Here is a 26769-nt window from a genome sequence, read left to right as displayed (position 1 = left end):
CGGGGCTACCAACCACGGCCGGAATTGCGTCGTGGCCTGCGCATTTACGGACGGATCCCGCGAGCGAACGAGCGGCCGTCGGCGGGGTCGTCGGCCTGACCGTGCGCTGCACCAGCAGCCGAGGGGCAGACGGGATAGCCGGCAGACAGTCGGGCGCCGCGGCCGACTCGGGATCAACCGCGGCACCCACCCACACGCCCGGAACACCACCACAGGATGGATCCCGCCCAGGACGCGCCTATGCCCGCCTGCCCGGCCAGGCCCACCACAGGCGCGGCCAACCGGGTGATCACCAGGCAGGAGCGGACAGGCGCAGGGCGGGCCTGCGTCGCAACGTGCTGACCTGCCGCGGCCAGGGCTCGGACAGGCCCTCGCCTCATACGGCGGCGCCCCACACGCTCGCGACCTCATTGTGAAACCATCAGTTAGGCGTACCGGTCGAGCGGTTCCGCGACGTAGGTGCCGTCGCCCAGTGGGATGTCGGTTAGCTCGAACCGCTCGGCGTGATCATCGGATCGGTACGTGATCACTGTCCCCGCAGGGCGGGTGGTGGTGATCTGCACGGTCTCACCGCTGATGTGCGTGGTCTCCAGCAGGGTGAAGCGGCGGGCCGCCAGCTTGGACTGGTCCACGGTCGGCCCGGCGAGCGGCATCGGCGCCGGTCGGGTGCCGCGCAACGTCCGGGCGATAAGGGCGCCCAGCCCCATCGCCACGGCTGCGCCGAGGGCGCCGAGGAACTCCGGCAACGCGTCGAAGAACATGTTCATCACCGACCCGCCGTTCCGGGCAACCACAGGCCCTCGCTCGCAGCCGCACGGCGCTGCTGGTCGGCGACAAGGCGTCGAACCCGGCGTCGAACACGCTCCCCATCGGCCTCCGGCCTCGACGCCCCGGCCAGCAGGGCGGCATCGGCCCAGGTCGCCACCCCGGGATGCATCCACGCCAGGACGATGGTCCGGTCGACGTCGTCCAGCACACGCAGCAGCGCGCCCAGACGCGCGTCATCGGGTTCTTCGCCTGCCATGATGCCGGCCGCGGACGGGGAAGCCGCCAGAAGGTCGTGCAGCGTGAGGTCCGCGCCGAGTGGAGTGTCGAGCAGCAGTACGCGGGACCGGCTGGTCCGACGCGTCCAGATCGGCTGCAGGTCGGCGTGGATGCGCCACACCCTGTTGCGCAGCTGCACGAGTGCGGAGGGGTGCAAGGGGGCGCTGCTCTGCAGTGGGTTGATCCAGTCGCCGAGCAGGGCGTCGGACAGCGCCGTACGCCAGTCGCCTGTGGTGCGCCGGCGAAGCACCTGTGCCGCGAACCGGTCCACCAGCTCGAAATCTCCCTGCAGAGCGTCTTGGCGCGCCATGAGCGCGATCACGAGAGGCGGTGCCTCCTGGAAGACATCGCACTCCTGCTGCACGTACTGAGAAGAGAGCGGCTTGGTCAGGCTCGCTCTCAGCCGCTTCTGCTTCACGAGGACCGTGCCAGACCGCCGGAGCGTGCTCCGACGGGCAACGCGTTGGATGACGAAGGCGGCGGGCGCGATGGACCCGTCGGGGTACACCATGATCCGCAAGCCGTTGCTGAACCGCTGCCGCCGCAGGCCCAACGACTCGTGCGCGAAGCTCCAACTGGGCAACGTGTGCGCGCTGATCGTGACTTGCTGCTTGTGCAGTGCCTTCCGTCTGAGTTCCTTCGCGGGCTTCGGCTGGCGAGCTTTTGAGCGCTTCGACACGGGGTTTCCTTCCGCGATAGAGGGATCGTTCACCTCTCAGGCGCGGCTGGGGCCTGCAACGACAAAAAACTTGACTGATCGCATGTGACTTGAGTCACATACTGCGACTCGTCTCTCGAGCACTGGCTCACGGCCGTTCCCACCAACTCCAGCTCCACCAGCCCGGTCCGGCACACCCACGACCCGCGCTGCAGGAACTGCATGTCCACGACCGAACCGATCCGCGCATGTCGATCGCAGGTGTACTGGCGCGTCCCATGAGCGCAGCACCAGGAGGCGTGCATGGTGCTCATCGACCACGAGGGCGATGAGGCGGGGTAGGCCAGCGCCAGTCGCGGCACCAGATCCGAGCCCTGTGCGCGGGGCCGTGGTGAGAGGTCTGGTGCCGCTGGGGAGATGGTCTGGCGTCGGGGTCAGCCGCGGCGCACTGCGGTGATCTTGTTCTGGGCGGTGACGATGGCCCGGGCGAGTTCGCTGCGGGCGCTTTCCTGCTTCATGGCCTTCGCCAGCAGGCTGCGGTGCTCTGCGAGCGGCACCTTCACCGCCGGGGTCGGTTCGGGCAGGGCGGTGTTGAGGTATTCCTCGACGCGTTCGACGACCTTGGCCAGTTCGGTGTGGATGGCCTCGGTGTGGTCGGCGATGCCCTTGATCATGTTGCCGATCTGGGCGACGTCGTCGAAGTCCTCGGTGCGGCAGGGCTTGTGGGCCAGGCGGCACTGGGCCTTGTAGAGGTCGGCGAGCCATTCGGTGGGCTTGTCGTATGCGCTGTTGGTCTCGTCCTTGGCGCGGATCTTCTTCATCCAGTCGAAGACGCGCTTGTGGTGCTGGAGGGTGTAGGCGGCGAGGGCGCCCATGAGCAGGGCGGAGACGGCGGTGACCGTCAGGGTGCCGGCGCTGGTTCCGATCGCCAGCGCGGTGCTGGTCATCATGCTGTGGGGTCCGTTCACGGGTACGCCGACGCCTCGGCCGCAGGGCCGGGTGTGGCGTTAAGGGTTGGTGGGTCCGGGGGTCGGGGGTGGTGTCAGGCCCCGACGAATTGGCGCAGGCCGTCGATGTCGCGGATGACGAACTGCCGGTAGCGGGCTTCGATCACGCCGTGGTGGCGCAGCGTGCGCAGCGCGTTCTCGGTGGTGGATACGGCGAGTTGGAGGGCGGCGGCGAGGTCCTTCTGGCCGGGGCCGGTGATGACGATCTGCTGGTTGTCCCTGGGGTCGGGGACGCCGGCGGTGGTGGCGAGGTGGGCCAGCAGGCGGCTGACGCGCTCCAGGGGCGGGCGGATGGCCATGGCGTAGATGGTCTCGTCGCTGCGGTTGCGTTGTTCCAGGCTGCACAGCAGTGCGTGCCGGGCCCTGGGCAGCCGTCGCTCGATCAGAGCGGTGAAGTAGCGGGCGTCGCACGGGATCGCGACGGTCCGGGTCAGACAGCGGGTGGCCACCGTGGAGCCGGGCATGACGAGGGCGGCTTCGCCCACAAGTTCGCCGGCGCCGCGGAAGCGGGTGATGGTGGGGATGTGGGGGGCATCGCCGAGGGGGTAGCGGTCCTGGCGGACGACGCCTTCCCAGATGATGTAGATGTTCGGCGTCTCGGGCCCCATCGGGAGGACCTCGTCGCGGTAGAACGTGCGGCCGTGCAGGCCGATCTTGAGCAAGGTGTGCCAGTCCTCGTCCGGCAGCCGCTGCAGGAAGCTGCCCGGGGGCTTGGCGTCGCGTCCCTGGGACAGGTCGACCGGGCGGGTGACGTCGACGGCAGGAGTCATGCCCGCTCCCCCGTCCCGGCCGCGGGGATGGGGGTGGTGCCCGGGGCGTGCGTCCCGGCGTATACGCCGGAAGAAAAGCAGGTGTGACGGCGCGTCACAGGCCGGGTTCCGCGGCGGCCGCGAAGTCTGCGGGGGCAGGACGAAAAGGCGCCGACAGCGTTGGCGGTGCTCATGAGCAGGTCCCTGTTCGGTTGATCGTTTGGGGACCCCGCAGTGTCACGGGGCCCCCGGTGGTGGGTCCTTCGCCTCTCCGGGAGGTGGTACGCGCCCGGTGGTGAGCCGGGCAGGGGGTGGAGATGACGTTGGGCGAGGTAACGCTACCGCTCGCCGCAAGCGGAGAGCTAGTCGCGTTTTCCCGCCGGATGGGAAGCCGAATGATCACTCCGCGCAAACCCTACCCGTGGGGCTTTGTTACGCACCGAACGCCGGAGATCGAGTAAATGCGAGCCGATAGCTTTGACGCAAAACTCCGGCACTAAGCGCGGAATTCATATGCGGAAGTCCGGGAGATATTCCCGGGTGACCTGCAGGAGGCTCGCACGTAAACAGCAGCCAAAAAACGGGAGGCCTCCGGGGCACCACCCCCGCAGACCTCCCGAAAAGGGTCCGGACCCACCAGGATCAGACCGGTGTCCAGTAAACACCACAGGCGGTGTTAAGGTCACTCCCCATCAGGCGCCCTAGAGGGCTTGCCACCGGATGGCGGCGTAAAACCCCCCGGCCTTAGGGGTTTGTTACACGCCGAGCGCCATCCCGTGCCTGTCAAGGCGGCGCTCCGCACACCACTCAATCTGTCCGTTTTGCTCCCACTGGAGCGAGACGCCCCCCACCCGCAGGGCCCGCGAGAGCGCTATCAAACGATAATCGTCGCTCAACAGCCGCCAGAACCGGTCAACCCCTGTTTACCCCGGTGGTGCCACCCCCGGGCCCACCCCGGGACCGGCCCGCCGACGGGGCAGACTGCCGCGCCGCCAAAATTGCCCTCCACGCAATTCCCTGAGATCCCGTCGGCAAACAATGCAAAGCCCGCAGGAATGCAATGACTCTCCATGATCAACGGTATATCGAACGGGAATCGACGAACCGTGCCCCACCGCCGCAATTGTCGACTAGTGCACAAGGCCACCGCCGCCGCTCGCACCCCCGGCGCACCGGTGAACTTCCGCGCCACCGCCACGCGCCTATCGCCCTGTCAGTTTTGTTACAGGCCAGTCGAGTTGAGAACCACAGCTGCACGAGACCGACCGGCATGTACAGAAAATGACTGAACTGATACGTACAGTAACCTTCATCACATCGCGAGCGGCTCCGCACCACCCCGCGCACGCCCCCGCCAGCCCGAGCGCCCCCCACCTCCGGAACATCCCCACGAACTCCATGCCCTCCAGCCCTGCCGCAGGGCATCGCGGCGAACCGCGTGATCCAACAGGGGTTGGGTGCCCGGATGGCGCCCGGCCCTTGTGGTCACCGCCGAGCTCGGCCTGCAGGAGGAAGACACCGTGAGTACCGGATGTGGGGTCCACGCTCCCGACCATGTGTGGCCGGTCGACGGCGCCGACTCCGACCAGGCCGCCACCGGGCGGCTGAAGCCGTCACCGAAGTCGGCGGTCCGCGAGGTACTCAGGGAGCGCCGACCTTCGGGGTGAGTGCCGGCGAAGGTGCGCGCGTGCAGAGCCCGGACCGGGGCGTGCTGCAGGCGCCGGACTGCGAAGAGGCGCCGTCGGGCGCGCCGCTGGCGGTTCGGGGCCCGACCGGTACCACGGCACCAGGTACAGCACCGGAGGCAACCGCACACCGTGCCGGGACAGCCGTGTCGGCCGCGCACGGCCCCCGCCGACGCGCGGGACGGGGGAAGCCAGCGCTGCAGCAATGGGTTGCGGAGCAGCGACGGGCTTATACAAGCACACCGGGCACTCGGTCCCTGGCTGGTCACGGAGTGGCAGGTTCCTGGCGGAGCAGGCCGGGGCGGACATCTGCCAGGGCAAAGGCCCGCTTCAGCCCTTCCAGGAGGGCGGGTTCGATCTGGTAGATGCGCCTGGCCTCGTCCCGCTGCAGCAGGTTGGTCCGGTTGTCCGGGCCGACCCTGCGGCGTACCGCTCGTAGGCTGGTGAGTGTCCCGCCGATCTTCTTCGGTGGGATCGGCGTCTGTGGATGGTCGGCGAAGTGCTCCTGGACGCTGTCGAAGGTAGCGGTGCCGCCCAGTTCGACGAGGCGGCGCAGTACGGCCCGGGCGCCGGGCAGTACGGAGGCGAGTGTGTCGAACAGCATCCGCTCCGTCCAGCCCTGCCAGATGTCTTCGCTGCCCAGCGTCTCCGGTCCCGGCCGGACCGTCGGCACGGGCGCGTCCGGCCAACCGCTCGCCACCGCGGCGGGGTTGAGCCCGTACGCGGCCTGCACCGCTGCAATCGCCTGCTCGTAGCTGTCGGTCTGCGTGTCAATGGTCAGCCGCACACCCGCCCCCTCCCTGCTTGTACGGCCCATCCTCGCCCCCGCCCCGCTTCCCTGTCGCCTGCTGGAATTGCTGACCACGCTGTCGATGGTTCACCGGCGGCTCGACGGCGCACACCTCACGCCCTGAGTATCAGCCGCAGAGACCACCAGGCCCACCAGATGCGCCGTGTGCCCGTAGTCGTCCCGTCCTCGGTGGGCTGGATACAGGACCGGTGAACGGCTTGGACCGCCATCTGGCCGGACAGCGTGTTCCCGGGCTCGGCGGGGCGCTACCCTCCATCGGACCCGTTGGCCGCGACCGCGGCCTGCACGGCGCCGCGGATTTCCATGTCGACGCGCCGATCGTTCTCCAGTTCCCAGAAGTGCCGCGTGCTGCCGGGGTACTCCCGCAGCACGGAGGCAACGACCTGCGCACCGTGAGCGGACAGAGAGCGCAGCCACTTCTTGATGGAATCCTGCGGTTTCCACTGGTCGAAGCGGTCGTCCCAGGTGCACATGCCTCGCGCGGCCGCCTCCAGCAGATCCCACTGCTCCTCGCGAGCTGCAATGCGGCTTGCCCTCAGCAGCCAGTAGATGGCCCGGTCGGCCTCGGTGAAGGCTGGCCACTGGCCGCGGTCACCGTCGACGTGTGCCGCCATGGCTTCCACCAGGGTGATGGCCTGGGCCGGATTGGCCAAGAGCGCTGATTCGGTGGCTTCCGGGTCGAGGCGGGCGACGGCATCGAGGTACAGCTCATAGTTGTCGGGCTGGTCGACGGCGAGCTGGGCCAGCTGCCTGGGTGCGTCCTCATCCCCTTCGGTGGTGTCTTCGAGCAGCCGCTGGGCCCGGGTGATGGGCAGTTCGGTCTGCGGCGGGTCTCGCGCTCGACAAGCGCGATGAAGGCGGCCATGTCCTGGGGGCGGGCGGCCGGATCCCGGTAGGTTGCCTGGCGCACCACGCCGCGCCACGGCCCCGGCGGGGGCAGCAGCGGGATGTTCGGCTGGGGCCAGGTGCCGGTGAGGATCCATCCGATGACCTGCCCCAGACCATAGACGTCGCTCGCCGGGCAGGAGCCGTCGTGCGGGTCGGTCGAGAGCTCCGGTGCCGCCCAGCCAAGCGATCCGATCGACGCGTTCGTCAACGGCTTGTCGATACTCGTCTCGCCACGCGGGCGCCGCGCGATTCCCCAGTCGGCCACGGTCCAGCGGCCGTTCAGGAGCAGGATGTTCGACGGCTTGATGTCCCGGTGCACCCACCCCTGTTTATGGGCCTCGGCCAGCACGGCGGCCACGGCGTCGACGAGTTCACGCAAGGCCTCATCGCTTTCCAGCTCAGTTCGCTTCTCCTCAGCGGTTGCGCCCGCCATCGGCATGACGAACCAGTCGTAGGCAGGGTTGAAGTCGAGGACGGGCATCACATGGGGATGTCCCCCCAGCCGCTGGGCGACCGTCACCTCGCGCTCCATCCGCCGCCGTGCCCCAGAGTTTTTCCGAAGTCGCCGCTTGAAGGCCACAACCGTGCCCGAAGCCTTGTGCTTGGCCTGGAATACCTCGGCCTGGCCCCCGCTGGCCATCGGCAGCCGTTCCAGGGCGTAGTCCTTCTTCACGCCCCGGGCGGACTCCTGCACCAGGGCGTAACCGGTGGGCTGGGGGTGCGCGCCAGCAGACAACTGGCCCGTCCCCGGGGACGGGCGGTGCCCGATGATTCGGGTGAGGACCGGCCTCAGAAGGGTGGGATCGTTGTCGGGCACCGATGCCAGGAGGTAGGCCGGTCCGTCGTGCGGAGCCTGCGTCAGGCCCATGACGCGGTCGAGCCGGTACTCGACGACCGACTCACTGGAACCCTCGCTCACCGAGGTGCGGTGGAGGGTGATGCGGTTGCCAGACCCGTCAGGCGAGGCGGTCAGCACCGTGTCTGCTCCGGTGACGAGCAGATGCCCGGGGTAATGGCCGGCACTGCGGATCCACTCCTGCTGCCGCCCCAGGCCCGTGGTTCGGCTGAGATCTGCAACAGCGCTGTGTCCGCTGGCGGCCAGGAAGAACCGGCGCCCGTCCAGCCAGGTTGCCGCGCGCACCGCGGCTTCGAAGGAGACCGGGTAGCGCAGCTGAGTACCCACCGTGTCACCGACGCGGGTCAGCGCCAACGTCCCCTCACCCGCTCCGTAGGTTACTCCCGAACCCGACAGCACCCACGGCTCGCCTCCAGGGCCAGCCAGCAGCTCCGCGCCGGGCTCAAAGCCGCCCGCGACGGCCGTCAAGGCGCCCTCATGCCAGCGGATCACCGCAGGCCCGGCTATGACCATCACCGCACCGTCGGGGCCGACGATCGGTGCACCGTGGCAGCCGTCAACGGTCAGGAACCACATTGTGCGGCCCCGCACCGGGTCGAGGTCCACCAGGCCATCCTCGTACGTGACCAGCAGCGAGTCACCAGCCCGCCAGGCCATACCCGACGGCTGCGCCTCTGTCATTTCACCGACGAGGGCCACGTTCGAGGTGGCGCCGCACCAGGTCTGCGTCGGCACATGAACCGGTGCGGTCAACTGGTCGGCGGCAGTCATCGTCAGGGGCACATCCCGCGCGGTGCGGGACATTGCCAGCTCGGCAAGCGGCAGATAGGGCTCACGTCGGCGGAAAACGTCCTGGATGAGATCGGCGAGCGGCAGCAGGCCGGCCACCGCGGCGTCCAAGTGCGTGCGGTCGAGGACCACGCCGAAACCACGTATCCCGTCGATCAGCTGGTCGAGCTGCCGTGCTTTGTGGGCCCAGGACAGCAGCACCCACCTGGTATCACCAGGCCGTCCGCTCAGGCCGGCGTCCCTCACGATGCGTGAGATCGTCCCGTCCGCGACCACGCTCTCGTCGACGGTGCAGCTGACGAGGTAGTCGCGGCCCTCGAAGTCGAAGAAAACTGCCGGTAGTGCGCCAGTCTCCGACATTTGCACTGCCGCAGCGGGCACCGTGCGCAGCAGCAGGTCGGCCACGATGCTGACTAGCTGCTGCGCTCGGTCCCGAGCCGACGCCGTGTCGTCCACGGCCCACTGACCATACTCGGCCAGCAGCTCTTGTACCTCGTCCACGCTCTGCCTTCTCCACTCTTGGCCTGGCGATCGTCTGCCAGCGCCAGCCGGGCACGATTGTGTCGCACCAACGATGAGCCAGACGGGAATTACTGCCGACTCGGCACCCGTCGAGACGGGCGAACGCGCCTGCGGTAGAGCCGGTGGCCAGCAGTGCGCGAGCGGTGTCGGTGCCGACCGGGCGTGGCACTCTGTTGTGGGCAGCGCGGCAGTGTTCAGGCGGCGGGCGTGAGCCGCGGCGAGTCGGCAGGGGATCGTAGCGGCCGTGCGGAAGTGGCGAAGAGCCAGATTGGCCTCAAGGGCGCGTCTAAGCTGCCCACTTGGATGTCGACACGGCATGGGGGTGGGGAACGATGCAGGTGCTGTTTCGGTTCGCGGGAGACTCGGCCGAGGACCAAGCTCGGTCTCTGCATGACTGGTTGCTTTTGGATCGGGACATACGCCGTGCCGCGGTGCTGGAGATGGTCTCGTCGTCACCCTCGGTCGCCGGTCAGCAGGGAACGGCGATCCTCGACTTGGTCTCCCTGGTTCTCGGAAACGGAATCAGCGCCGCTTCACTGGGCGTATCGGTCGCCTCTTGGCGGGCTACCCGCCCCCAACATCCCACCGTCACCGTCGAGCGGACGGACGGCAGCAAAGTCACGATCAGCGGAACATCGTCGGATGAGGCGCGGCGCCTGCTGGAGCAGTTGCTGAACGAGTCGCGGTAGGTGTGGACGTGAGCGGGCTGCCCGTGCCCGAGAGGTCTCGGGCGCTGTTCATCGGCGTGGACAAGTTCCAGACTCTGGAGGACTTGCCCGCAGTGGGACGGAATCTGGCGACCCTCGTTGACCTATTCGGCCAGGAGGTTTGGGGGCTGGGTGCTTCACGCTGCGTGCAGTTGCTCAATCCAGCTTCCGTTCGAGAGGTTGACGAGGCAATCTTCCGTGCTGCGGAGGAGGCGTCAGACACTCTGCTGCTGTACTACGCCGGGCACGGTCTGCTTGATCGCAAGGGCCGCCTGCACCTGGCGCTGCCCGAAAGCAGCACGAGATCAGTCCACTCGACGGCATTCCCCTATGACTGGGTACGCATGGGACTGTCGGCCAGTAGGGCGCAGCGGTGCATCGTCATCCTTGACTGCTGTTTCAGTGCACGCGCCATGGGGCTGCAGTCATCGCCTTCGAGTGTTGTGGAGCTGGCCGAGGCCGAGGGGACGTACGTTCTTGCGGCCGCCGCTGAGAACGCCGTTGCCCTGGCCCCGCCGGGTGAGGCGTATACGGCATTCACCGGCGCCCTGGTAGGTGTTCTGAGCGACGGCATAGCCGAAGCGCCCGAGTTTCTCGATCTGGACACCGTTTTCATGGCTTTGCAGTCCGTTCTCAGGCGCCAGGGGCGGCCGGATCCGCAGTGCCTGGAACGCAATCAGATCGGGCGCACCGCGTTCGTCAAGAACCCGGCCCACGTGCCTGATCAGAGCTATAGCTTGGAGGAGGCAATTAAGGATCTGCATACCGCACGCAGCCTGGCCGACACCCTGCAAGCCGTCGCGGACGGCGTGGTGAACGGGCTGGATTACGAGCTGGCGTGGGTGAACCTCGTACGCCCGGACAGCGATCTTGTCGTCGCTTCGTTCGCGGGCGATGCGGCCGCCGAGGCCCAGATCACCGGCCGCGTAGGCTCCCGCGCCGCCTGGGACCGCCGCCTCACCATGGGCGAGGCATGGGGCGACCTCAGGTTCATCCCGCACACCGATGGTCCGGTCCTCGACGAGGACGACGTGCCGGAGTGGCGCGCCGACTGTCCTGTACCGAGCTCCGAGGAGGGCTGGCACCCCTGCGATCGACTCTTCGCACCGATGCGCACCCCAGGCTTCTCGGGCAGCCCGCAGGAGTTGGTTGGTGTCATCTCCGTGGGGTGGCCTCGTAAACGACGCCGCCCCGGCAAAGAGCAGCGTGAGGCACTGCAGTCCTACGCGTTTCATGCCGCCATCGCGATCAGCAACGCCCGCCTCAGAGCGAACATGCAGCGTGCCCTGGTCCGCCTGGAACGCGAGCAGCAGGTCATGCGTGCCAGCGAGGAGTCCTTCCGGCATGCCTTTGAATACGCTCCATCAGGTCTTGTCATCTCGGAGATGGGGGGCGACCAGCACGGCCGGATCCTGCGCACCAATGACGCCTTGTGCCGCCTCCTCGGCCGCGATGCGTCCGCGATGCGCCGCTACTCCTTCTCCGACCTGGTCCACCCCGAGGACATAGGCACCCTGCTGCGCACCGCCGCAGAAGGCGGACGCGCTGAGGTCCGCCTAGGACGCCGCGACGGCACATACGCCTGGGTGTCGCTGCGCAACTCGGTGGTCGCCGACGCCGCCGACGGGCCACGCTTCCTGCTCACCCACGTCGAAGACATCGAGGACCACAAGCTCCGTGAACTACAGCTGCTGCATCAAGTCAGCCATGACGCAACCACAGGGCTGCCCAACATCACCGAACTGCGCGCCCGCCTAAATTCCAGACTGTGCGATGATCCGCGCAGACCTCCTGGCGCAGGTCCTGATACGGCACACCAACACATCCAGACGCCCGAGAACGCTCCACATGACACCAGGGGCCTCGCCGTCCTCGTCTGTGACCTCGACGGCTTCAAGACGATCAACGACGTCCTCGGGCACCAATCTGGCGACGCTGTGCTGGTCGAAGTCGCGAGGCGCCTGAGCAGTGTCGCGCCGGACGGAAACACAGTTGCGCGGACCGGCGGCGACGAGTTCGCCGTGATCGCTGACAACATCAACCAAACCGCCGCCCAGAACCTCGCCGTACAACTACACGACGCCATCGTCCAGCCGATCAGGATCGACGGTCTGGAGCTAGTCGTCCGCGCCAGCTTCGGCATCGCATGGGCACGCTGCGGCATGACGGCCTACCAGGTAATGGAGAAAGCCAACGAACGCATGCACGTCGAGAAACACTCTCCCCTATCAGTCGATGAGTGACGCCGCTTCGAACTGCCGCCTATTCTGGCAATGGAACTGCAAGGCGCCGGGCCTGATCCGTCGCACCACCGAGCCCCGCATGTCATTCCCGGCCCGTATCCCGGCGAGCACAGACCAGCCGGGGCACGGCCCGGCAATGGGACTTCAGTTTGTCCTTCCCGGTCTACGGGATTCGTTCGGCGCGCTGAAGCTGCGGTCACTGGGTATAGTGCAGGTACGACCTCTTACTCAGGCACAGGGGCCCCGCCGATACTTCGGCGGGGCCCCTGTTTTGTCTGCCTGGGTCAGGCGACCTGCAGGTTGGGGCGACCGTCAGCCGCGGGCGGGACCGCGCGGTAGGCGGGCAGCTTGAGGTTGGGCATGTCGCCGGCCTTGATGCTGGCGATGGCTGCCCGGAAGGCAGCCTCCATGTCCTGATGGCTCGCGTACTTCGCCGCCAGGGGATGGAGACGGTAGGAGTTGCCCTTGCCGCGGTTGCCGTCCTCGTTTTTCGGGCGCAGGACGATGTTCAGCTCGACCAGCGGGGCCATGAGGTTGCTGATGGCCTGCGGGGTGACGCCGTACTCGGTGGCCATGCCCTTTTGCCGTACAGGGAGGTGGCCGCCGAAGTCTGAGCGGTAGAGCAGGTACTGCAGGAATTTGACGGTGGCCCCGGAGACGGGCAGGGCCCAGATGCGTTCGGACACGACCGGCGACATGACCTCAGCCATCGGTCTCCCTTCCTCGTATGGGCCAGCAGAACGGTTGGTGGACGCGTGTCACCCTGTACGCCTCCCCGTTCCATAGTCCGGGTGCTGTGTGAAGTCGAGGTCTAGCTGCTCCTGGTGGACATCGGGTCCGATGTCGTTCGGGAAGGCCTCGGGGTCACGCTTGTGCTGGACGGCGATCTGCTCAAGGACAGCGTGTTGGGCGGTGCTGTTGCCGTGGAACCACAGGCGGACATTCAGCTGGATCACGCCATTTCCGAGCTGCTCGACCCACTTGTAGCCGACCAATGCCTTGATGGCGCGGTTGACCGTGGAGCGGGTGATGCGCTTGCCGCCCTTCTTGTCGGCGAGCTTGTTGAGGCCGTCGGTGATCTCCTGCTGGGTGTACTGGGCGATGCCGGTGCCGCGCTGCTGGCCGCCGGCCACGTAGAGGAACACACACAGCTGGGACTTGGTGATGGAGTTGGCCACAGCAAGCTGGGCCAGGAGCTGGGTGAACCAGTTCGAGGCCAGGCTGTAGCCGGCATCGCCCGCCATGTCGTGGACGGCCGTTGGGTGGGGCTCGTACTCGAACGTGACGTTCTTCAGCTTGCGGCGGCCGCGGGGGTCGGTGTTCTGGGTGACGTCGCCGAGCTGCTCTCCGAGGACGTGGAGGAGGTCGTCGAAGCCCGCATCGTCCGATGCGGCGTCAGGGACAGCTCGGGGCCGTCGGCGTGCTGGTGGATCAGATGTCACAGGACCTCCTTCGTTACTCAGGCGATCCAGAGACTAGCTCAAATATCAAGCAGGGCTTGTCTTTTGCTGCAGCGGCGCGCCGGAGGGCACCTCGAAGACTCGTCGTCGGCGCTGGGTGATCTGAAAATCAAGTACAGCTTGAGATTCAGGACGAGCTTGCGGCAGAAATCAACCACTGCTTGATTTCATGTGCCGCAGTAGTGGCACATCTCCGAGGTCAGCACCCCGCTCCCTCCGCATCGTCACGGTGGGCCCTCAGGCCTGTGACCTGCAACGTTCCTCACTGGGATGCACCCGCGAAAGAATCAAGTACTGCTTGAGTTTCAGAGTCTGATGTGCCCGCCAGGGTGACATTTCCCCACACCAAATGTGCTCTCCAGGGCACTACCGGACCAGCAAAACACCAGCTCAGAGGGCTGGCTCCGCGCGCTCCTCTTAAAAAAGAGGGATGCTGTGTGCAACCGCGAGTCGACCGTTCACCGGCTGTTCCGACCAGCTGTTGAGCGACCAACTGGTGCTCCCACCCTCCGTGGTGTTCACTCACTCAGCCCCAACGTCGCCGCACCACAGAACAGCACCCCGGTCAGCAGGCAGGCTGCCCACTTGCAAGCGGAGGTGCCTGTACCACCGATGTGACCAGCCACGCCTTTCCTTCGAAGTCGTCACGGTCGTATCCACCCGAGACTCGGCACCGCTGGTGCTGTCCACCGCATGCGGGACTCCACGGCGCCGCACGCGAAGCGAGCGAAACCACGGAGTGGGTTCTCACGTAAGCGGATCAAGAGGACTGGTGACGAAAGACGGGCCGTTGAGCACGGACGTGCGGCACACAGGCCAGTGGCACACAGGCCAGTAGCCGCTGGTCTGCCTGCCGTTCGAGCACCTAGGCGCCATGCCGCAACGCGAAGCGGCCGTCCTCGGATCGAGCCCGCTGAGGATGAACGAGCAAGGGTCCCGGGTGACCAACAAGCAGGCCGGCGATCGCCGCATCCTGCAGATCCTCGCGGACGGGGGAGCCAGCGACTCCCGCCTGCAGGAGGTCGCGGCCGAAGCGCTCAAGGAGGTTTACCTCCAGGACGGCGGCCGCCGCGCCGGAAGCCTGAAAGAGGTCCGGTTCACGGACACCGAGCACCTCGAGTTTGAGCGGCAGCTTTTCCAAGCAGCAAGGGGCGAACTGCCGTCTTGTGACTGACGGCTTCACTTGGGGAGTGAGCGCGACACTTGACGAGTTGAGTGTTCGGTTTTCAGTCTCTTCCCATCTGCCATGCGACGTGCTCGCCGAAGCCTGCCTGGTCAGCGACCCGGGGACTGCGCCTGTACGAGCAGACGATGCACTGCCCGAAGCCGACCCGCCCCCACATGTCGAAGCCCTGGACACAGAAGGTCTCGTACCCACACACCGGGCACTCCTCGAAGTCGTGACCGTCAGGGTTGTGCTTGGGGTGGTACTCGTTGGGGTTCTCGGCCGACTCTGCACGGCGCTGGGCCTCTTCATCACCAATGAGTTCTAGCAGCGCGCGCGCCTGATCGACCGACCGCGCGTCCTCGTCCTGGGCGCGTTCGTCGTCGCGGTCAGACTGGGCCTCGAGGAGCGTTCTCAGGGTGGGGTGGTGGTCGAGGGCAAGCAGGGCTTGGACGTGACGGCGCTGCAGGCGTCCCGTTCCGCTTCCATGGCGGGCCTGACCGCTGACATCGAGCGCATCGGTCAGGAGGTCAACGTTGATCCGGGTGTCCCAGAAACCTTCGGGCATACGGCTTTCCATGTCCCACCGGGAGCGGACGTCGGCGTCGCGGTCGGGTATAACGCATAGGCCCGTCGTCGGGTCGGACGGAATCTTCTCGGCGATCACCTTCAGCAGGGTCCTCGCAAAGTGCACACGGCCCTTGTCATTCGCTTCCTCCCCTGGCCACTCCGCTGCGACGATCGCGGCCAGGGCGTTGGACAGGGCCTGGTCGTAGATTCCTTCATGCCCGGGCTCGGTTTCTGCGGACAGGTCGACGCTGGTGACCTCGGAAAATGGGTCGGCGTCATTCTCCTGCCGGAGCGCGTTGAGCATCATCACCGCGCACTGGCCGAAATATTCGGCCCGGCGGTCGTTGGGAAGTTCGTTGCCCGACTGCATGCGCACATCATCCTCCGGACACGGGAACGAGGGCTATCGGTTTGACCCGACGGCGCACGAGCACAGCCTGATCGCACGGACCCAACACGAGCGGCGACGCACACACCGTGGGACCAGCGCCGGGAGCAGCACACAGCTGGACCGGCGGGCTCAACTCGCCAACCGAGGCGCTCAGTCACACGTCTGGCTTCGGGCCCTTGGAGCTCCTCGGCTTTGCCGAGCCTGTGGGCAGGGATTGTCGGCCTCCGCGCCTAGGATGCGGCCCGTGGATCGAGACTGGATGCGACAGCGGCTTGAGGAGTTCGACGACTTGGCCATGCGCTATGTACGAAGTACGCCGCCCGGCGACTACATAGGCGATGCGGCGTTGTATGAGCAGCTGCACCGGGCTGAGCCCACGGTCAAGCGGATCCTGCGGCTCCTGGACCCGCAGCTTGCTGAGCGGATCAATCTAGATCAGATGGCAGGCGAAGACATGGCCCGCAACGAGGTTCATCGGGGCCTGGGCATTCTGGCCGACATGGACGAATGGGCCGCCCGGCTCGTACCGGATGCACCCACTCTGCCCGCCGACCAGTTCCACCCCTGGGTGTGGGAGCCGGCCGCCCCACTGTGGGGCGCAGAGGCACGGCAGGACGCCGTCCTGGCTGCTGCCCGCACCGTCAACCGCCGACTCCAGCAGAAGCTGGGGCGCCACGACATCGGCGAGACGGACTTGTGCATGCAGGCCTTCGACATGAAGGACCCCGTCGCGGGGAAACCGCGCCTGCGCTTCGACGGTGACCGCGACACACCTACGTGGCGGGCCCGCCAGGACGGCGCCAAGTACCTCGCGGCCGGCGCCTTCCTCGCCCTGCGGAACGTTGCCGCTCACGAGGATGCGGTGACCTGGACCGAACAGGAGGCGCTGGAGCACCTGGCGACCTTGAGCGTCCTGGCCCGCTGGATCGAGCAGTGCGCTGTGGAGCGCGCCACTTAGACACCCGCGCAATAGGCCGGGGCAGCGCCGGTTCAGGATAGAACGGGAGCGCCCGGCGACCGAGGCCTGATGGCGGCCGGCCGCCATGCAAGAAATCTTCGGAGCTTCAGAAAACCCGGCGCCAGCAAGGATGTAGGTCTTGGCTGTTAGTGGATCTAATGAAGAGGCAGCGGCCGACGACAGGGGGCATGTCGACTTCCCTCCGGTGGAGAACGGCGTCGACTATCTGCGCAGCGTCGTCGACCACCTCACCGCCGCCGACCCGCCGGCCCCGCGGGACCTCAAGTACGCCGTACTTCATCTCCAGGCCGCGGCCGAAGTCCTGCTCAAGGCCCGCTTGCTGCAGGAGCACTGGAGTCAGATCTTCAAGGAGCCCGGCACCGCCACCCGCAAGAAATTCGAGGACGGCGACTTCGAAAGCTGCAGCACTCAGGCCGCCATCGCACGGCTGCGGAACGTAGCCGGGGTTCCCGTGGATCAGAAGGGCGAGAAGGCCCTCAATGCGCTGGTCAAGTCCCGCAACGCACTTCAGCACTTCGGTCTCACCACCCCGGCCCGTGCCGTGGAGGCCCGCGCCGCGGAAGTTCTTAGCTTCCTGATGGACTTCATCCACGCCGAACTGCCTGTGGAGGAGGAGTCCAAGGTCGAGGAGGAGCTGGCGTACGTCCGCGCACGGCTCAGCGACATCCAGGCTTTTCTCAAGCAGCGGCACGACGAGCTCCGCGCCGATTTGGAGAAGGTGCGCGACGTCACGGTCCAGTGCCCGCTGTGCGCTCAGTGGGCCGTGGTTCTCGGCACCGGCATCGGACCGCTGTCGTGTCGCTTCTGCCACCATGGCTGGTCCTCCGCCACCCTCGCAGCCGTGGACGCTGGTCTTGTGCAGGTAGATGGCATCGAAGTCGTTGACTGCCCGGAATGCTGCGAAGAAGCGGTCTTGGTCGGCCTTGCCTCCCTGGCCTCGGCCCCGGGGCACCGGCACTCGCTATGCTTCGCCTGCGGCCGCGGCTACGCCGCCCTGCTGCTGTGCGAGAGCTGTGGGTGCCACTACGCCCCGAGGCCAGACGACGCTGGCATGTGCCTTGAGTGTTCGACTGTGGACTCTCACCTCTTTCAACGCCCCGTACAGAGCGCGCAGCCGGAGCAGCCCTGACGACAGCGACCGAAGCGACCAGCTGTACGACACCGTCTTTGACGCCGAGAACGTCGACGACGAACGGCTCCTGCCCCCGCCCCCGGCCAACGCCCCGGTCCCCTACCGAATCACCCGGCACACGGTCCTCACCGAGGGGGAACTGCCGCCGCGCGTCGACGAGGAACCACCTTTCACGACCAAGGACTTCACCGTCCCGCCTCGGGTCAAGAAGCGGATCGTTGAGCGCGGCGCCCGCAACACCCGGGTCAACCGCGACTCCACACGCACCCGCTTCGAGCAAGTCGGGTGGCGTGTCGGCCTCGGTTATGCCGCCTCCTGGCCCTGGCCGTCCTCACGTTCGAGGGCGTGCTTGAGCTGGGAGCGGACACCGCTTCTACACAGGAAGGGGCCTGACCGCGGCCCGTGGGGCGGGCTCTCGCCTGTGGGGTGGTCAGGCTTCCACGTACGCGACGATGACCACGGTGCGGAGTGCGGTCAGGAAGTAGATGACGCGGACGTCGTCGACGTCGTCGGCGTACTCGCGCAGTTCGGGCTGGGAGCGGGGGATAGGGCTGCCGAGGTCGGGGGCGACGGACAGCGCGGTCAGGGCGCGGTCCAGGGCATGGATCTCGGCTTCGTTGGTGATGGCTTCGATCTGTTTGGCAGCGGCGTCAGAGAAGAAGATGCGGGCGCGGCCGCGCGAGTGTTGGGCCATTAGGCGACGTGGCCCCGCTGGGCGTGCATCTGGGCGAGCTTGGCCTCGCGCAGGTCTTCCCAGGGCCTGCAGTCCTCGACAGTCGGCAGGCCGTTTTCGGCGAGGTCTTCCAGGACAGCCGCAACCTGGTCGGCCTGCTCACGCTTGCGGGCGGCATACGCGCGCACAGCCTGCGCACCATCAGGGCTCATCGGCTCCCGGGCCGGTGCCGGCTGCCCCGCCTTGTGTTCGGTGTGCTCGCTCATCGGTCGGCTCCTGCGTCGCTGTTGGGACTTACGGTAGCGCCGGATGGCGGTGCTGTGGCCTTGCTTGGCGCGACATGGCCCGGATCTGGCGCAGCTGGATCACGGCGGCATGCCCCTCGTCGGCCAGACCGGGCAAGGTCTCCACGATGGCCGCGTGCTGGTGGCTCATCCCCCTTGGGCACACGGCGCGCCAGCAGTTACTGCCGTGCCAGTGGCGTCTGGACCACGTCACCGACCAGGTCCGCCTGAACCAGCGCCCACCGTCATCACTGCGGGGGGAGTTTCAGGCAGGGCTGGGCTCGCCTAGCCCTGGACTTCGTCGGCCAGGCCAGCTGCAGTCCGCGTGCACGACGGCAAGGGTGCGGTGTAGCCGAACCGGGCCGGGGTCTCCACCGTGATCCCGGTGCTGGTGGCCGCCTTCTTCTGCCGGCGCTTGCGTACCAGCGGCTGCCAACGCTGCCGTACGGCTTCGTCGATCTCCGTCGCGACGGCCTTGGCGCTGCCGAACTGCTTGATCAGGAAGCTGATCTGGCCCTTGAGGGTCTTGGGTGGCTCCTTGGTGAAGGCTTCCCGGTCGACGCGCTCGATGGCGTCCTCGATTTCTCCGGCCACGGTCAGCTCCCTTCAGGGGTGGGGTCCTGGCCGTCGGGGTCGAGACGCGCCTAACAGGCTTTCAAAGTCGAGTCTTTCGAAATCCCATCCATCGCACCTCTATCAACAGTTACCCACCTATAATTTCCCGCATCAATGGTGTCATCGATTGCATCCGACGAGACATCCCGCAATGGAATTGGAACCCACGCCTGCCCCTCGTAATCGTGAAAAAATATACCCTCCGCCCTGATGGCATTCTCCCAGCCATCCTGAACATTCCCGTCATGCTCGGTCGCGAATTCGGGATTGAGTTTTTTTACGGATTCGAAGGTCATTAATTTTGTCGTGCAAGGGGCGACGCTCGTAGCCTGCAGAGCCCATCTTTTCTCATCAGGGGTTTCAAGTAAGACTGTCACGTAGTGGACGGAGTGCCGACCATAGTTGGTCATCACGACACCAGCCGACTTGGTGCCGCTATGTCCAAGTTGAACCTCGAATAGGGAGGCGAGCTCCGCTTTTTCGCGCTCCCTCGCCTCTTCACTCTGCTTCAATTGATCTCGCGTTGCTTGATGCTGCAACAGTCCGCTATAGCCGCTGAGGACAAGGCCAATACCAGCTAGACCCACTGCTGCTACTTGCGCCCAATCTACCAATCTCGTACGCCTGTCGGCATCCTGGGCTTCGGCCCGCCTCCTTGCAGCGATCATACTCAGGCGTTCATGCCGCCCCATAAAGGATCCTTTTCAAACCGGTGACGAATCACCTGTGTGCGGTTTCCATGCACTCTTTGTGGAGGAGTACGTGCCTCTACTCGGCGTGATCTGAGCATTACCCGACTGCGACACCCAGCGCTCCAGTCGTCAACTCGCCGTACGCCAGCTGAAGCGCGCAGTCACGGAAATTCAGCGGTCTCCCTTCCTCTCCCTTAGTAGTCCAAGTCCATGTAGTCGATGTCGTTGATTTCCACGTCTGACAGTCCCATGGCGCGAGCGCCGCCGTCCTGGAAATAGATCTCCTTGAATCCTTCGGCGATGATTCCGCGCATCTGCTGGTCGCTGGCGCCGGCGGTTCGGGCGTCGAAGAGGCGCTGTGCGTAGGCCGGGGGGAGGTGCACGGTGAGTCGCCGGAATCGTCCGTCGTCGGTGGTGCCGACGGGTGCGGTGTAGCCGAACCGGGCCCGGGTCTCCACCGTGATCCCGGTGCTGGTGGCCGCCTTCTTCTGCCGGCGCTTGCGTACCAGCGGCTGCCACCGCTGCCGTACGGCTTCGTCGATCTTCGTGGCGACGTCGGCGCGGGCGTGCTTGCGTGCGCCGCGGCGGTAGCGGTTGACGGAGTCGGCGGTGACGCCGATCTCCGCCGCGACGGCCTTGGCGCTGCCGAACTGCTTGATCAGGAAGCTGATCTGGCCCTTGAGGGTCTTGGGTGGCTCCTTGGTGAAGGCTTCCCGGTCGGCGCGCTCGATGGCGTCCTCGATTTCTCCGGCCACGGTCAGCTCCCTTCGGGGATGGGGTCCTGGCCGTCGGGGTCGACCAGCTGGAACCAGGTCTCGCGCGTCTCGCGCAGGTCATGCCGCCACAGTGCGAACCGCAGCGAGGCCGGGTGGGCGCGCAGGGAGAACTGCAGAGCCTCCATGCGCGCCTGAAGGCGGTCCAGCGTCCGTTCCCACTCCGCGTCGGCCTCCAGGGACCGTGCGCCACTGGCGCCGGTGGTCACGTCCTCACTCCCCTTCGTCCAGGACGGCGTCGCCGCCCTTGATGTGACGGGCGGGGTTCAGGCCCTTCTCCATCAGGTCGATGGCCCACAGCATCTCCTGGACGCCCTCCAGCTTCGCCAGGCCCGGCGTGGGGCCGAGGCGGAAGCCGCCCGGCTGCGGCTTGCCGGACGCCGCGTAGGGGAGGAAGTCCAGCGGGCTCGCGCCCGGCGAGGGGTAGACGACGCAGTCGGAGAGCACCGCGAGCGGGAACAGCCCGGTCATCTTCGCCATGTTGTTGAGCTTGCGGTGCATGTTGACCCGGGCCTTGCTGATAACGGCGGCCCGGATGTCGGGGCGCCAGGTCGGGCGCTCCAGGGCCGGCCACCGCTCGCCCTGCTTGTAGTGCTTGCCCTGCGGGCGCTCGCGGAGCTTGCCGACGCCACCCTTCACCGTGGCCTTGATGGCCGCGAGGACGGCGGCCAAGGCCGGGTCGACCTGCTTGTGCTGCTCCATCACTGCCAGGAACTCCGCGTCGGTGAGGTCCTTGGTGACACCGAGGTCGGCGAGGGTGTCGACGTAGGCGGTTTTGAGGCGGTCGTGCCACGGGTCCAGATAGGCGCCGGTCTCGCGGCGCAGGTACGCCTCGATCGGATGGACGTTGTAGCCGAGCTCCTGGGCGTAGGCGACGGTGTGCGTCTGGTACCAGGCCGGGCCGGAGGGCTGGGAGCCGTCCGGCGTGAACGGCGAGGGCAGGCGCGGGTCCAGCTCGATGTGGGAGAGGTCGACCAGCCAGCTCCCGGGGATCTTCGGGTTGAACTTCGGGGCATGGAAGTGGTCGGCGGCGGACAGGCCGACGACCAGGCGGGCCGCGGCGGCGAGGAACGCGGTATTGAGGTCCAGGCCGACCGCGAAGGGCAGCATGCACTCCTCATCGCTGAGCGAGTCCACCGGCCGCACCCACTGGTACGCCTCCTCATTGAGGAACCCGCCGGTCCAGCCGGACTGAACGACGACCGGGTGCTCCGCGGTGGCCTCCGGCGGCGCCGGGTCCATCGGCTCCGTCCCTAGCGAGCCAGGGTTGTGGGCCGACACCCAGTTGCCGGTCTCCTCATCGCGCTCCGGCTTCGTCGGGGGGCGCAGCGCTGTCATCAGCTCCAGCCCGGAGACGGCCGTGGAGCCGCGCGGGGTGATGACCCGCTGGGCGTACACCCCGAGGACGCGGGCGATGTCGGCCGGCTCCATCTCGGCAACGCCGGGCCAGGACCGCTCATCGAGGGCATCCCACGACAGGATCGCCAGCTGCACGCACTGCCGGTCGCGCCCCTGGGCCTTGCGGTAGATCCGCGCCCACGGGCCGAAACCGCGCTGCGTGAGCTGCCACTTGGCCTTCGCCACCTGCTGGACGACCGGGTGGTCCTCCGGAAGGCGCAGCGAGCGGCGCTGCTCATGGCCCTCCAGGCGCTCGGGCAGCCCGAGCTTCACCGCGGCCGCCGCCGTGAGCACGATCAGCGGGTCGGAGTCCTTGCCGTAGCGGTTGAGCTTCGGCGCACCGAGGCCCGACTCGCGTAGCGTCCACTCCACCAGCTCCACCACCGTGGTCGCCGGGCAGTCCAGCACCAGGCCGTTGACGCCGTACGCGGAGCCGTCGCCATCCAGCACGGCGAGCGGGCCGTGCGGGAAGCGCGGGTCGATGGCGGGCTTCGCCGCCTTCTTCATCGCCGGGAGCCGCAACTCTGCCGCCCGTCCGGCCGGGCGGGCGGGGCGCGTCGAAGCGGCCGGGGCGGCGGGAGCCTCCGCAGGCTCGGCGGCCTTCACCTCGGGTGCAGCCTGGCCCGTGAACGTCTCCGGCTGTGGCGCGGCGGCCGCAGCCACGGGGGCGGCAGGCGCGGCGGGGATGCCGTGGGCGGGGTACTTCGCCGCCCATCCCTTCAGCAGTCGCTGGTACGCCTCCATGCGGGGCGATTTCGGCTCGGAGCGGCCGTTCTCGTAGTTCTTGACTGTCTGCGTCGTGGTCTTCAACGCGGCCGCGAGGCGGGCCTGGGTGATGCCGGCGGCCTCGCGGAGTCGGGCGCGTTCTGCCGGGGGCGGGAGCTGCGGCTCCTCCGCCAGCAGTGCGTCGATATTCGCGAACAGCTCTTCCTCGGATGCCATGCGTGAATCTCCTCTCGCACCGACACCCTAACAGTATTTACCTTGTCTTTAGCCTGATTCTTTAACCTCAACAGAGTGGTGTCCCGACCCGGGATGAGTGGCTGGCTCACAGCTGCCAGACTCCGTCGGCGACGCTCTGACCTGGGGAAATACGGCGCGAGGCTCGTCGATGGCGCGAGTTGCCGAGAGATCATCCCGTCGGCTGGGCAGGCTCACTACAGTGCCGATCATGGCGGATTAGGGTGAGGCGGAGACGCGGTCGGGACGGGCGCGGCTGGGTGCTGTCGAGCCGTCGCCGGGTGCACCGGCCGGGACAGTGCGGATGGTCACCGGCAGCTCGGCCCGGCAGGTCAACGAGCAGGAGGCCCGCGACTTCGGGATTTCCACCGCCCGGGTGTGCCTGGAGATCCAATGACGACGTGCTGCGGCACACGACCACCGTCGACTTCAGCGGTTAGCCGTACGTCACCCGGCACGCTGCTGGGCGCAGAGTGGAAGGTCGGGCGCGGCGGCGGCTCGCACGCAGTGCAGCTGATGCTCTCCCACACCGAGGAGCAACTGTTCGAGACCGACGAGAAGACGGTGATCTGACCCGCAGCTGGCGAAGGCCTGCTCGTCACATCCCCAGCTGGCGCCCGTTCCGACGTCAGCACGCATGAAGGGCGGCGCACTACCGCTTCGCGTCGGTCAGGTCCGCGCCGTCTAGGTTCGCGCCTATCAGGTTCGCGTCGGTCAGGTTCGCGCCTTTCAGGGTCGCGTCTCTCAGGTCCGCGCCTCTCAAGCCCGCGGCGGTCAAGTCCGCTCCACTCAGGTCCGCGGCGGTCAGGTTCGCGCCGAACAGGTCCGCGCCGCCCAGGTTCGCGTTACTCAGGTCCGCGCCGAACAGGTACGTGTTGCGCAGGTGCACGTTGGCGGTGCCGTCGTGGGCTCGGTCCCTGCTGCCGAGTGCCGTGAGGGCCGCCTGGACGTCGCTGGCTGGTCCCGGCTCCTTGGCATGGTTGCGGATGTAGGTGGACAGGACGTTGACGATGGAGGGCTGGTCGCGGGGGGAGTCCTCCATGATGCGCTGCAGGGCGTAGATGCCGCCCAGGCGCACCTCCAGGGAATCGTCGCCGATGTTGCCGACGGCGTTGTTGTAGCGGTCGGTGACCTGCCCTTCCCGGGTGAGGGCGTGCTCGTTGTCGACTTGTTGGAGCGAAATCCAAGTGAAGACGAGCACAGCGAGGGTGCCCAGGGCGGCGAGGGTGCCAGCGGCCTGCTGGATGCGCGTCCACCGGTCCGTTGGTGCGATGACGGCTGGCTGTTGGGCGGCGCGTGGCGGAAGCGCGGTACGGGTGCGGTGTCGTCGCCCTGGCGGGCGAGAGCCGATCGGAGCGGCAGCGCGGCGGGGCGGGGTCGGGGCGCGACGGCGGGCGACGCGCTGCAGACGGGCGGTGCGGCCGGAGCGGCGGGGCGGTGTGGCGGCCATGAAGACGTTGATATGGGCGGCAGCGGGCCGGTGTGTCGGATGTTGCGAAGCTGTAGCAGTACGTGAATGAGACGGAGAGTGCGGGTCGCACCGCGGCGTTGGTGCTCTACGACGCGGGTGGCGCCTCGGGGCGTAGGCGGGCAATGGTCTCGGTGAACGCCCGCTGGTCGGCCATGTAGTAGCGCATCCGGGTCCACCAGAGGGCGAAGAACTGGCGCTGCACGGGGATGGTCAGCTCGACCAGCAGTTCCAGCTTGGTGGCCTCCTCCCGCTCCGAGAGCGCCACCATCCGGGCGTTGGCCGCGTAGGAGACATCGAAGTCCTTATGGCGTTGCAGGGGCCAGCTGCTGGACGGCATCGTCGATCATCCATCGGGTGGCGTCGTCGAGCTGCTGCAGCCATCGCTCCCGCTCGCCCTTCAAGCGTTCCCGCAGCAAGGGTGTCCGGTCCGGATCGTCTTCCGGGGTCTGCCGCATAAGGGTGTGGGTCGACAGGACTGTCAGCAACTGCGCGCCGAAGGTGTCCCGGCCCGCGAAGCGGGGTTTCCCCTGCTCGTACGTGCGATGGCGGGCATGAGCTCGCCCGCACCGAGACCGGCGCCGCCCCTGCCCGAGTGCCCGTCGGCCCAGATCGGCTCCTGCACCCAGTGACCTGTTAACTGCACTATCTGGGCGTGGTGGCCGACAACTTCTTTGCCCGTGCCAGGCGGTGACGAACGACCACCCACCTTCTCGTCTCTGAGTCACCCACGCCGCATACACCTAGGAACGCCCTCAGCAGGGAAACCGAGGGCAGACGCGTGCCTCGTTTCCGCAATGCAAGCGACACTCCGCTCCGCGGCAATCTGTGTCTGCCGAGGTGGTCTCTGCCGCCGAGCGTTTCGAGCTGGCGCAGCGTTGGAGCGCCGGCTCGGGCATGAATGCGCCGTAGCTCAGCGGCGAACTGCCCTCTGGTACGGACAGCCTTCGGGCGGCGCCTTCTTGGAGCATGCAGGGCGCAAACAACCCGGTCCTTTCGCGCTTGAGCCCACAACATCCGCGCCTCGTCTGCGGAACCACCGCAGACTTCGGCGAAGATGACCGCTGTGCGTTCGGACATCCAGCACACGCCAGCCCCAGCGCGACGGAACGTGCTGGTGCTGATGTACATGCCCCGCTTGCGGCTCGCGCGAGACATCTGCTCGTAGCTGAGTCCCGCTGCAGACCTAAGTCCGCCGAGCCAGTAAACGAGGTGGCTGTCACCGGGGTCCATAGGGGCGGCATCCAGCTCAGCCTCCTCACCGACCCGAATCAACCTCATCAGGGGGTGATCAGCCTGGTCCCGGATGGCCTGGATGATGTCGTAGCGGGCGGGTCGGTGGTCTGTCACCTCTGCGACCCCGATCCGGAGCGCGCGGCCAGACAGATACCCCTCAGCGGAACCAACATGGCCGCAGCCCCCGCGCACAACGCCGTCAGGACAGCCGGGACGGGCCGACCGGACCATGTCAGCAGAGTGACGGACAAGATCAAGCTAATGAGCACTGCCGCCTCAGCCGGCGCCAGAACGCAGGGTGCGGACACCGCAGGCTCGTCAACCGCTGGCGCACTCGGCGCGTCAGGCGTGAGCACAGGAAAACCTCCGGAGAGCGTGGTTGGGATGGCACACAACAGCGCCTGCGTCTCGCAGACCGGTTTCGATCGGACTGCTGCGGCTGGCCGAACCGATGTTGGCAGCCTTCCAGTCAGCCCTCCAGCCAGCCCGAAGCAACCGTGCAAGGACCGGTTTCGGGTTCGTGATGAGGTGCCTGTTCAGAAGGGGATTGGCCCTGAATGCAGGTCATCTCTGTCCACCTTTGGGAGCACGCAGGTGTGCGCACGGGGAAGAACGAGGAGCGCACGCACATGCCGGCGCTGCGGTCGTTCCCGCAACACAGCGGGAAACTGGGAGCACCCGCCCGTCGGCTCCGTGCCATCAAGTCGGCGTAGTGCAGAGAAGCCAGCAGCCCTGCCACCGCTACGGCACGGGCGGGAACCCGCTCTGCGTGCTCTGCTTCAAGGAGTTGGAGGCCTGGCGGGAGGCCCGCAAGCAGACAGCAGAACGCGGAAAGGCCCCCACCGTGGTGGGGGCCTTCGCACGGCATCCCAGCCGGTCAGTGCCGGGACTGGAACCAGATGATCAGCAGGGTCACAGCGCCGGACCCGACACGGCTCGACGCACCGCGCAGGAGCTCCTCCGAGGCGATGCGCCCCGGACTGGCGAACCGTTTGCGCAGGCCACGGGCCATAC

General features: G+C 67.2%; 24 protein-coding genes and 3 pseudogenes. 8 read left to right on the top strand and 19 right to left on the bottom strand.

Annotation, left to right across the window (positions count from 1 at the left end):
* Positions 1-425 precede the first annotated feature (425 nt).
* The 4 genes from M8H82_RS32560 to M8H82_RS32545 form a co-directional block, all read right to left on the bottom strand.
* A complete protein-coding gene (locus M8H82_RS32560; RefSeq protein ID WP_250078709.1) occupies positions 426-767 on the bottom strand; it encodes a hypothetical protein in 342 nt (113 codons plus the stop codon).
* Positions 767-1723 carry a hypothetical protein gene (locus M8H82_RS32555; RefSeq protein ID WP_250078708.1) on the bottom strand — a complete coding sequence of 319 codons (957 nt, stop codon included), beginning with the start codon at positions 1721-1723 and terminating at the stop codon, positions 767-769. The genes M8H82_RS32560 and M8H82_RS32555 overlap by 1 nt, the downstream gene beginning before the upstream one ends.
* Before the next feature lie 413 nt (positions 1724-2136).
* The gene (locus M8H82_RS32550) at positions 2137-2652 is read right to left on the bottom strand and encodes a hypothetical protein (protein ID WP_250078707.1); all 516 of its coding nucleotides are present in this window, start codon (positions 2650-2652) and stop codon (positions 2137-2139) included.
* A gap of 92 nt (positions 2653-2744) precedes the next feature.
* A complete protein-coding gene (locus tag M8H82_RS32545; RefSeq protein WP_250078706.1) occupies positions 2745-3479 on the bottom strand; it encodes a Crp/Fnr family transcriptional regulator in 735 nt (244 codons plus the stop codon).
* Between the two features lie 1499 nt (positions 3480-4978).
* Here M8H82_RS32545 and M8H82_RS32540 point away from each other — a divergent pair.
* A complete protein-coding gene (locus M8H82_RS32540) occupies positions 4979-5125 on the top strand; it encodes a hypothetical protein (RefSeq protein WP_250078705.1) in 147 nt (48 codons plus the stop codon).
* A gap of 283 nt (positions 5126-5408) precedes the next feature.
* Here M8H82_RS32540 and M8H82_RS32535 read toward each other — a convergent pair whose 3' ends face one another.
* From M8H82_RS32535 to M8H82_RS36670, 3 genes are all read right to left on the bottom strand, one after another.
* Entirely contained in the window at positions 5409-5930 is a 522-nt protein-coding gene (locus tag M8H82_RS32535) for a hypothetical protein (protein WP_250078704.1), read from the bottom strand.
* Between the two features lie 269 nt (positions 5931-6199).
* Entirely contained in the window at positions 6200-6568 is a 369-nt protein-coding gene (locus M8H82_RS32530; RefSeq protein WP_250078703.1) for a hypothetical protein, read from the bottom strand.
* Positions 6490-8988: a serine/threonine-protein kinase gene (locus tag M8H82_RS36670; RefSeq protein WP_250078702.1), complete on the bottom strand. Its 2499-nt coding sequence runs from the start codon at positions 8986-8988 to the stop codon at positions 6490-6492. Before M8H82_RS36670 ends, M8H82_RS32530 begins: the two co-directional genes overlap by 79 nt.
* 320 nt (positions 8989-9308) lie before the next feature.
* On the opposite strand from M8H82_RS36670, the gene M8H82_RS32520 reads away from it, so the two are divergent.
* From M8H82_RS32520 to cdgB, 3 genes and pseudogenes are all read left to right on the top strand, one after another.
* Positions 9309-9698: a hypothetical protein gene (locus M8H82_RS32520; RefSeq protein WP_250078701.1), complete on the top strand. Its 390-nt coding sequence runs from the start codon at positions 9309-9311 to the stop codon at positions 9696-9698.
* Between the two features lie 2 nt (positions 9699-9700).
* Positions 9701-10345: pseudogene (locus M8H82_RS32515) on the top strand (caspase family protein); the annotation flags it as partial.
* A gap of 87 nt (positions 10346-10432) precedes the next feature.
* Entirely contained in the window at positions 10433-11959 is a 1527-nt protein-coding gene (gene cdgB / locus M8H82_RS32510; RefSeq protein WP_250078711.1) for a diguanylate cyclase CdgB, read from the top strand.
* A gap of 284 nt (positions 11960-12243) precedes the next feature.
* Here cdgB and M8H82_RS32505 read toward each other — a convergent pair whose 3' ends face one another.
* On the bottom strand, positions 12244-12669 hold the full coding sequence (locus tag M8H82_RS32505; protein ID WP_250078700.1) for a hypothetical protein: 426 nt from the start codon (positions 12667-12669) through the stop codon (positions 12244-12246).
* Positions 12670-12717: 48 nt separating this feature from the next.
* Positions 12718-13401: a hypothetical protein gene (locus tag M8H82_RS32500; protein ID WP_250078699.1), complete on the bottom strand. Its 684-nt coding sequence runs from the start codon at positions 13399-13401 to the stop codon at positions 12718-12720.
* Positions 13402-14413: 1012 nt separating this feature from the next.
* On the opposite strand from M8H82_RS32500, the pseudogene M8H82_RS32495 reads away from it, so the two are divergent.
* Positions 14414-14593 (top strand): annotated as a pseudogene (locus M8H82_RS32495) (hypothetical protein); the annotation flags it as partial.
* Between the two features lie 52 nt (positions 14594-14645).
* Here M8H82_RS32495 and M8H82_RS32490 read toward each other — a convergent pair.
* Complete coding sequence (locus M8H82_RS32490) at positions 14646-15524, bottom strand: hypothetical protein (RefSeq protein ID WP_250078698.1); 879 nt, start codon at positions 15522-15524, stop codon at positions 14646-14648.
* Positions 15525-15789: 265 nt separating this feature from the next.
* Here M8H82_RS32490 and M8H82_RS32485 point away from each other — a divergent pair, with 265 nt between their 5' ends.
* Both M8H82_RS32485 and M8H82_RS32480 read left to right on the top strand, forming a co-directional pair.
* A complete protein-coding gene (locus M8H82_RS32485) occupies positions 15790-16503 on the top strand; it encodes a TIGR02391 family protein (protein ID WP_250078697.1) in 714 nt (237 codons plus the stop codon).
* Between the two features lie 205 nt (positions 16504-16708).
* The gene (locus M8H82_RS32480; protein ID WP_250078696.1) at positions 16709-17653 is read left to right on the top strand and encodes a hypothetical protein; all 945 of its coding nucleotides are present in this window, start codon (positions 16709-16711) and stop codon (positions 17651-17653) included.
* A gap of 433 nt (positions 17654-18086) precedes the next feature.
* Here the strand turns inward: M8H82_RS32480 and M8H82_RS32475 are convergent, their stop codons facing one another.
* The 7 genes and pseudogenes from M8H82_RS32475 to M8H82_RS32445 form a co-directional block, all read right to left on the bottom strand.
* The gene (locus tag M8H82_RS32475; RefSeq protein WP_250078695.1) at positions 18087-18350 is read right to left on the bottom strand and encodes a hypothetical protein; all 264 of its coding nucleotides are present in this window, start codon (positions 18348-18350) and stop codon (positions 18087-18089) included.
* The gene (locus tag M8H82_RS32470; RefSeq protein ID WP_250078694.1) at positions 18350-18595 is read right to left on the bottom strand and encodes an ecdysteroid 22-kinase family protein; all 246 of its coding nucleotides are present in this window, start codon (positions 18593-18595) and stop codon (positions 18350-18352) included. Before M8H82_RS32470 ends, M8H82_RS32475 begins: the two co-directional genes overlap by 1 nt.
* A 354-nt stretch (positions 18596-18949) precedes the next feature.
* Positions 18950-19207: pseudogene (locus M8H82_RS32465) on the bottom strand (XRE family transcriptional regulator); the annotation flags it as partial.
* 50 nt (positions 19208-19257) lie between these two features.
* Complete coding sequence (locus M8H82_RS32460) at positions 19258-19920, bottom strand: hypothetical protein (protein WP_250078693.1); 663 nt, start codon at positions 19918-19920, stop codon at positions 19258-19260.
* A gap of 194 nt (positions 19921-20114) precedes the next feature.
* Positions 20115-20675, bottom strand: a complete 561-nt coding sequence (locus tag M8H82_RS32455) for an XRE family transcriptional regulator (RefSeq protein ID WP_250078692.1) — start codon at positions 20673-20675, stop codon at positions 20115-20117.
* Positions 20676-20677: 2 nt separating this feature from the next.
* Positions 20678-20902: a hypothetical protein gene (locus M8H82_RS32450; protein WP_250078691.1), complete on the bottom strand. Its 225-nt coding sequence runs from the start codon at positions 20900-20902 to the stop codon at positions 20678-20680.
* A 4-nt stretch (positions 20903-20906) separates the two neighbouring features.
* Positions 20907-23033 (bottom strand): DNA-binding transcriptional regulator, encoded by a 2127-nt coding sequence (locus M8H82_RS32445; protein ID WP_250078690.1) that lies wholly within the window; start codon positions 23031-23033, stop codon positions 20907-20909.
* A gap of 411 nt (positions 23034-23444) precedes the next feature.
* Between M8H82_RS32445 and M8H82_RS32440 the strand changes: the two genes are divergently transcribed.
* Positions 23445-23624 carry a hypothetical protein gene (locus M8H82_RS32440; RefSeq protein ID WP_250078689.1) on the top strand — a complete coding sequence of 60 codons (180 nt, stop codon included), beginning with the start codon at positions 23445-23447 and terminating at the stop codon, positions 23622-23624.
* Between the two features lie 79 nt (positions 23625-23703).
* Here the strand turns inward: M8H82_RS32440 and M8H82_RS32435 are convergent, their stop codons facing one another.
* Positions 23704-24252, bottom strand: coding sequence for a pentapeptide repeat-containing protein (locus M8H82_RS32435; RefSeq protein WP_250078688.1), 549 nt, complete (start codon positions 24250-24252; stop codon positions 23704-23706).
* A gap of 355 nt (positions 24253-24607) precedes the next feature.
* Entirely contained in the window at positions 24608-24859 is a 252-nt protein-coding gene (locus M8H82_RS32430; RefSeq protein WP_250078687.1) for a hypothetical protein, read from the bottom strand.
* Between the last annotated feature and the right edge of the window lie 1910 nt (positions 24860-26769).

This window comes from Streptomyces sp. YS415, from assembly GCF_023544665.1.
Taxonomy (GTDB): domain Bacteria; phylum Actinomycetota; class Actinomycetes; order Streptomycetales; family Streptomycetaceae; genus Streptomyces.
This window is presented reverse-complemented; position numbering and strand designations above follow the sequence as displayed.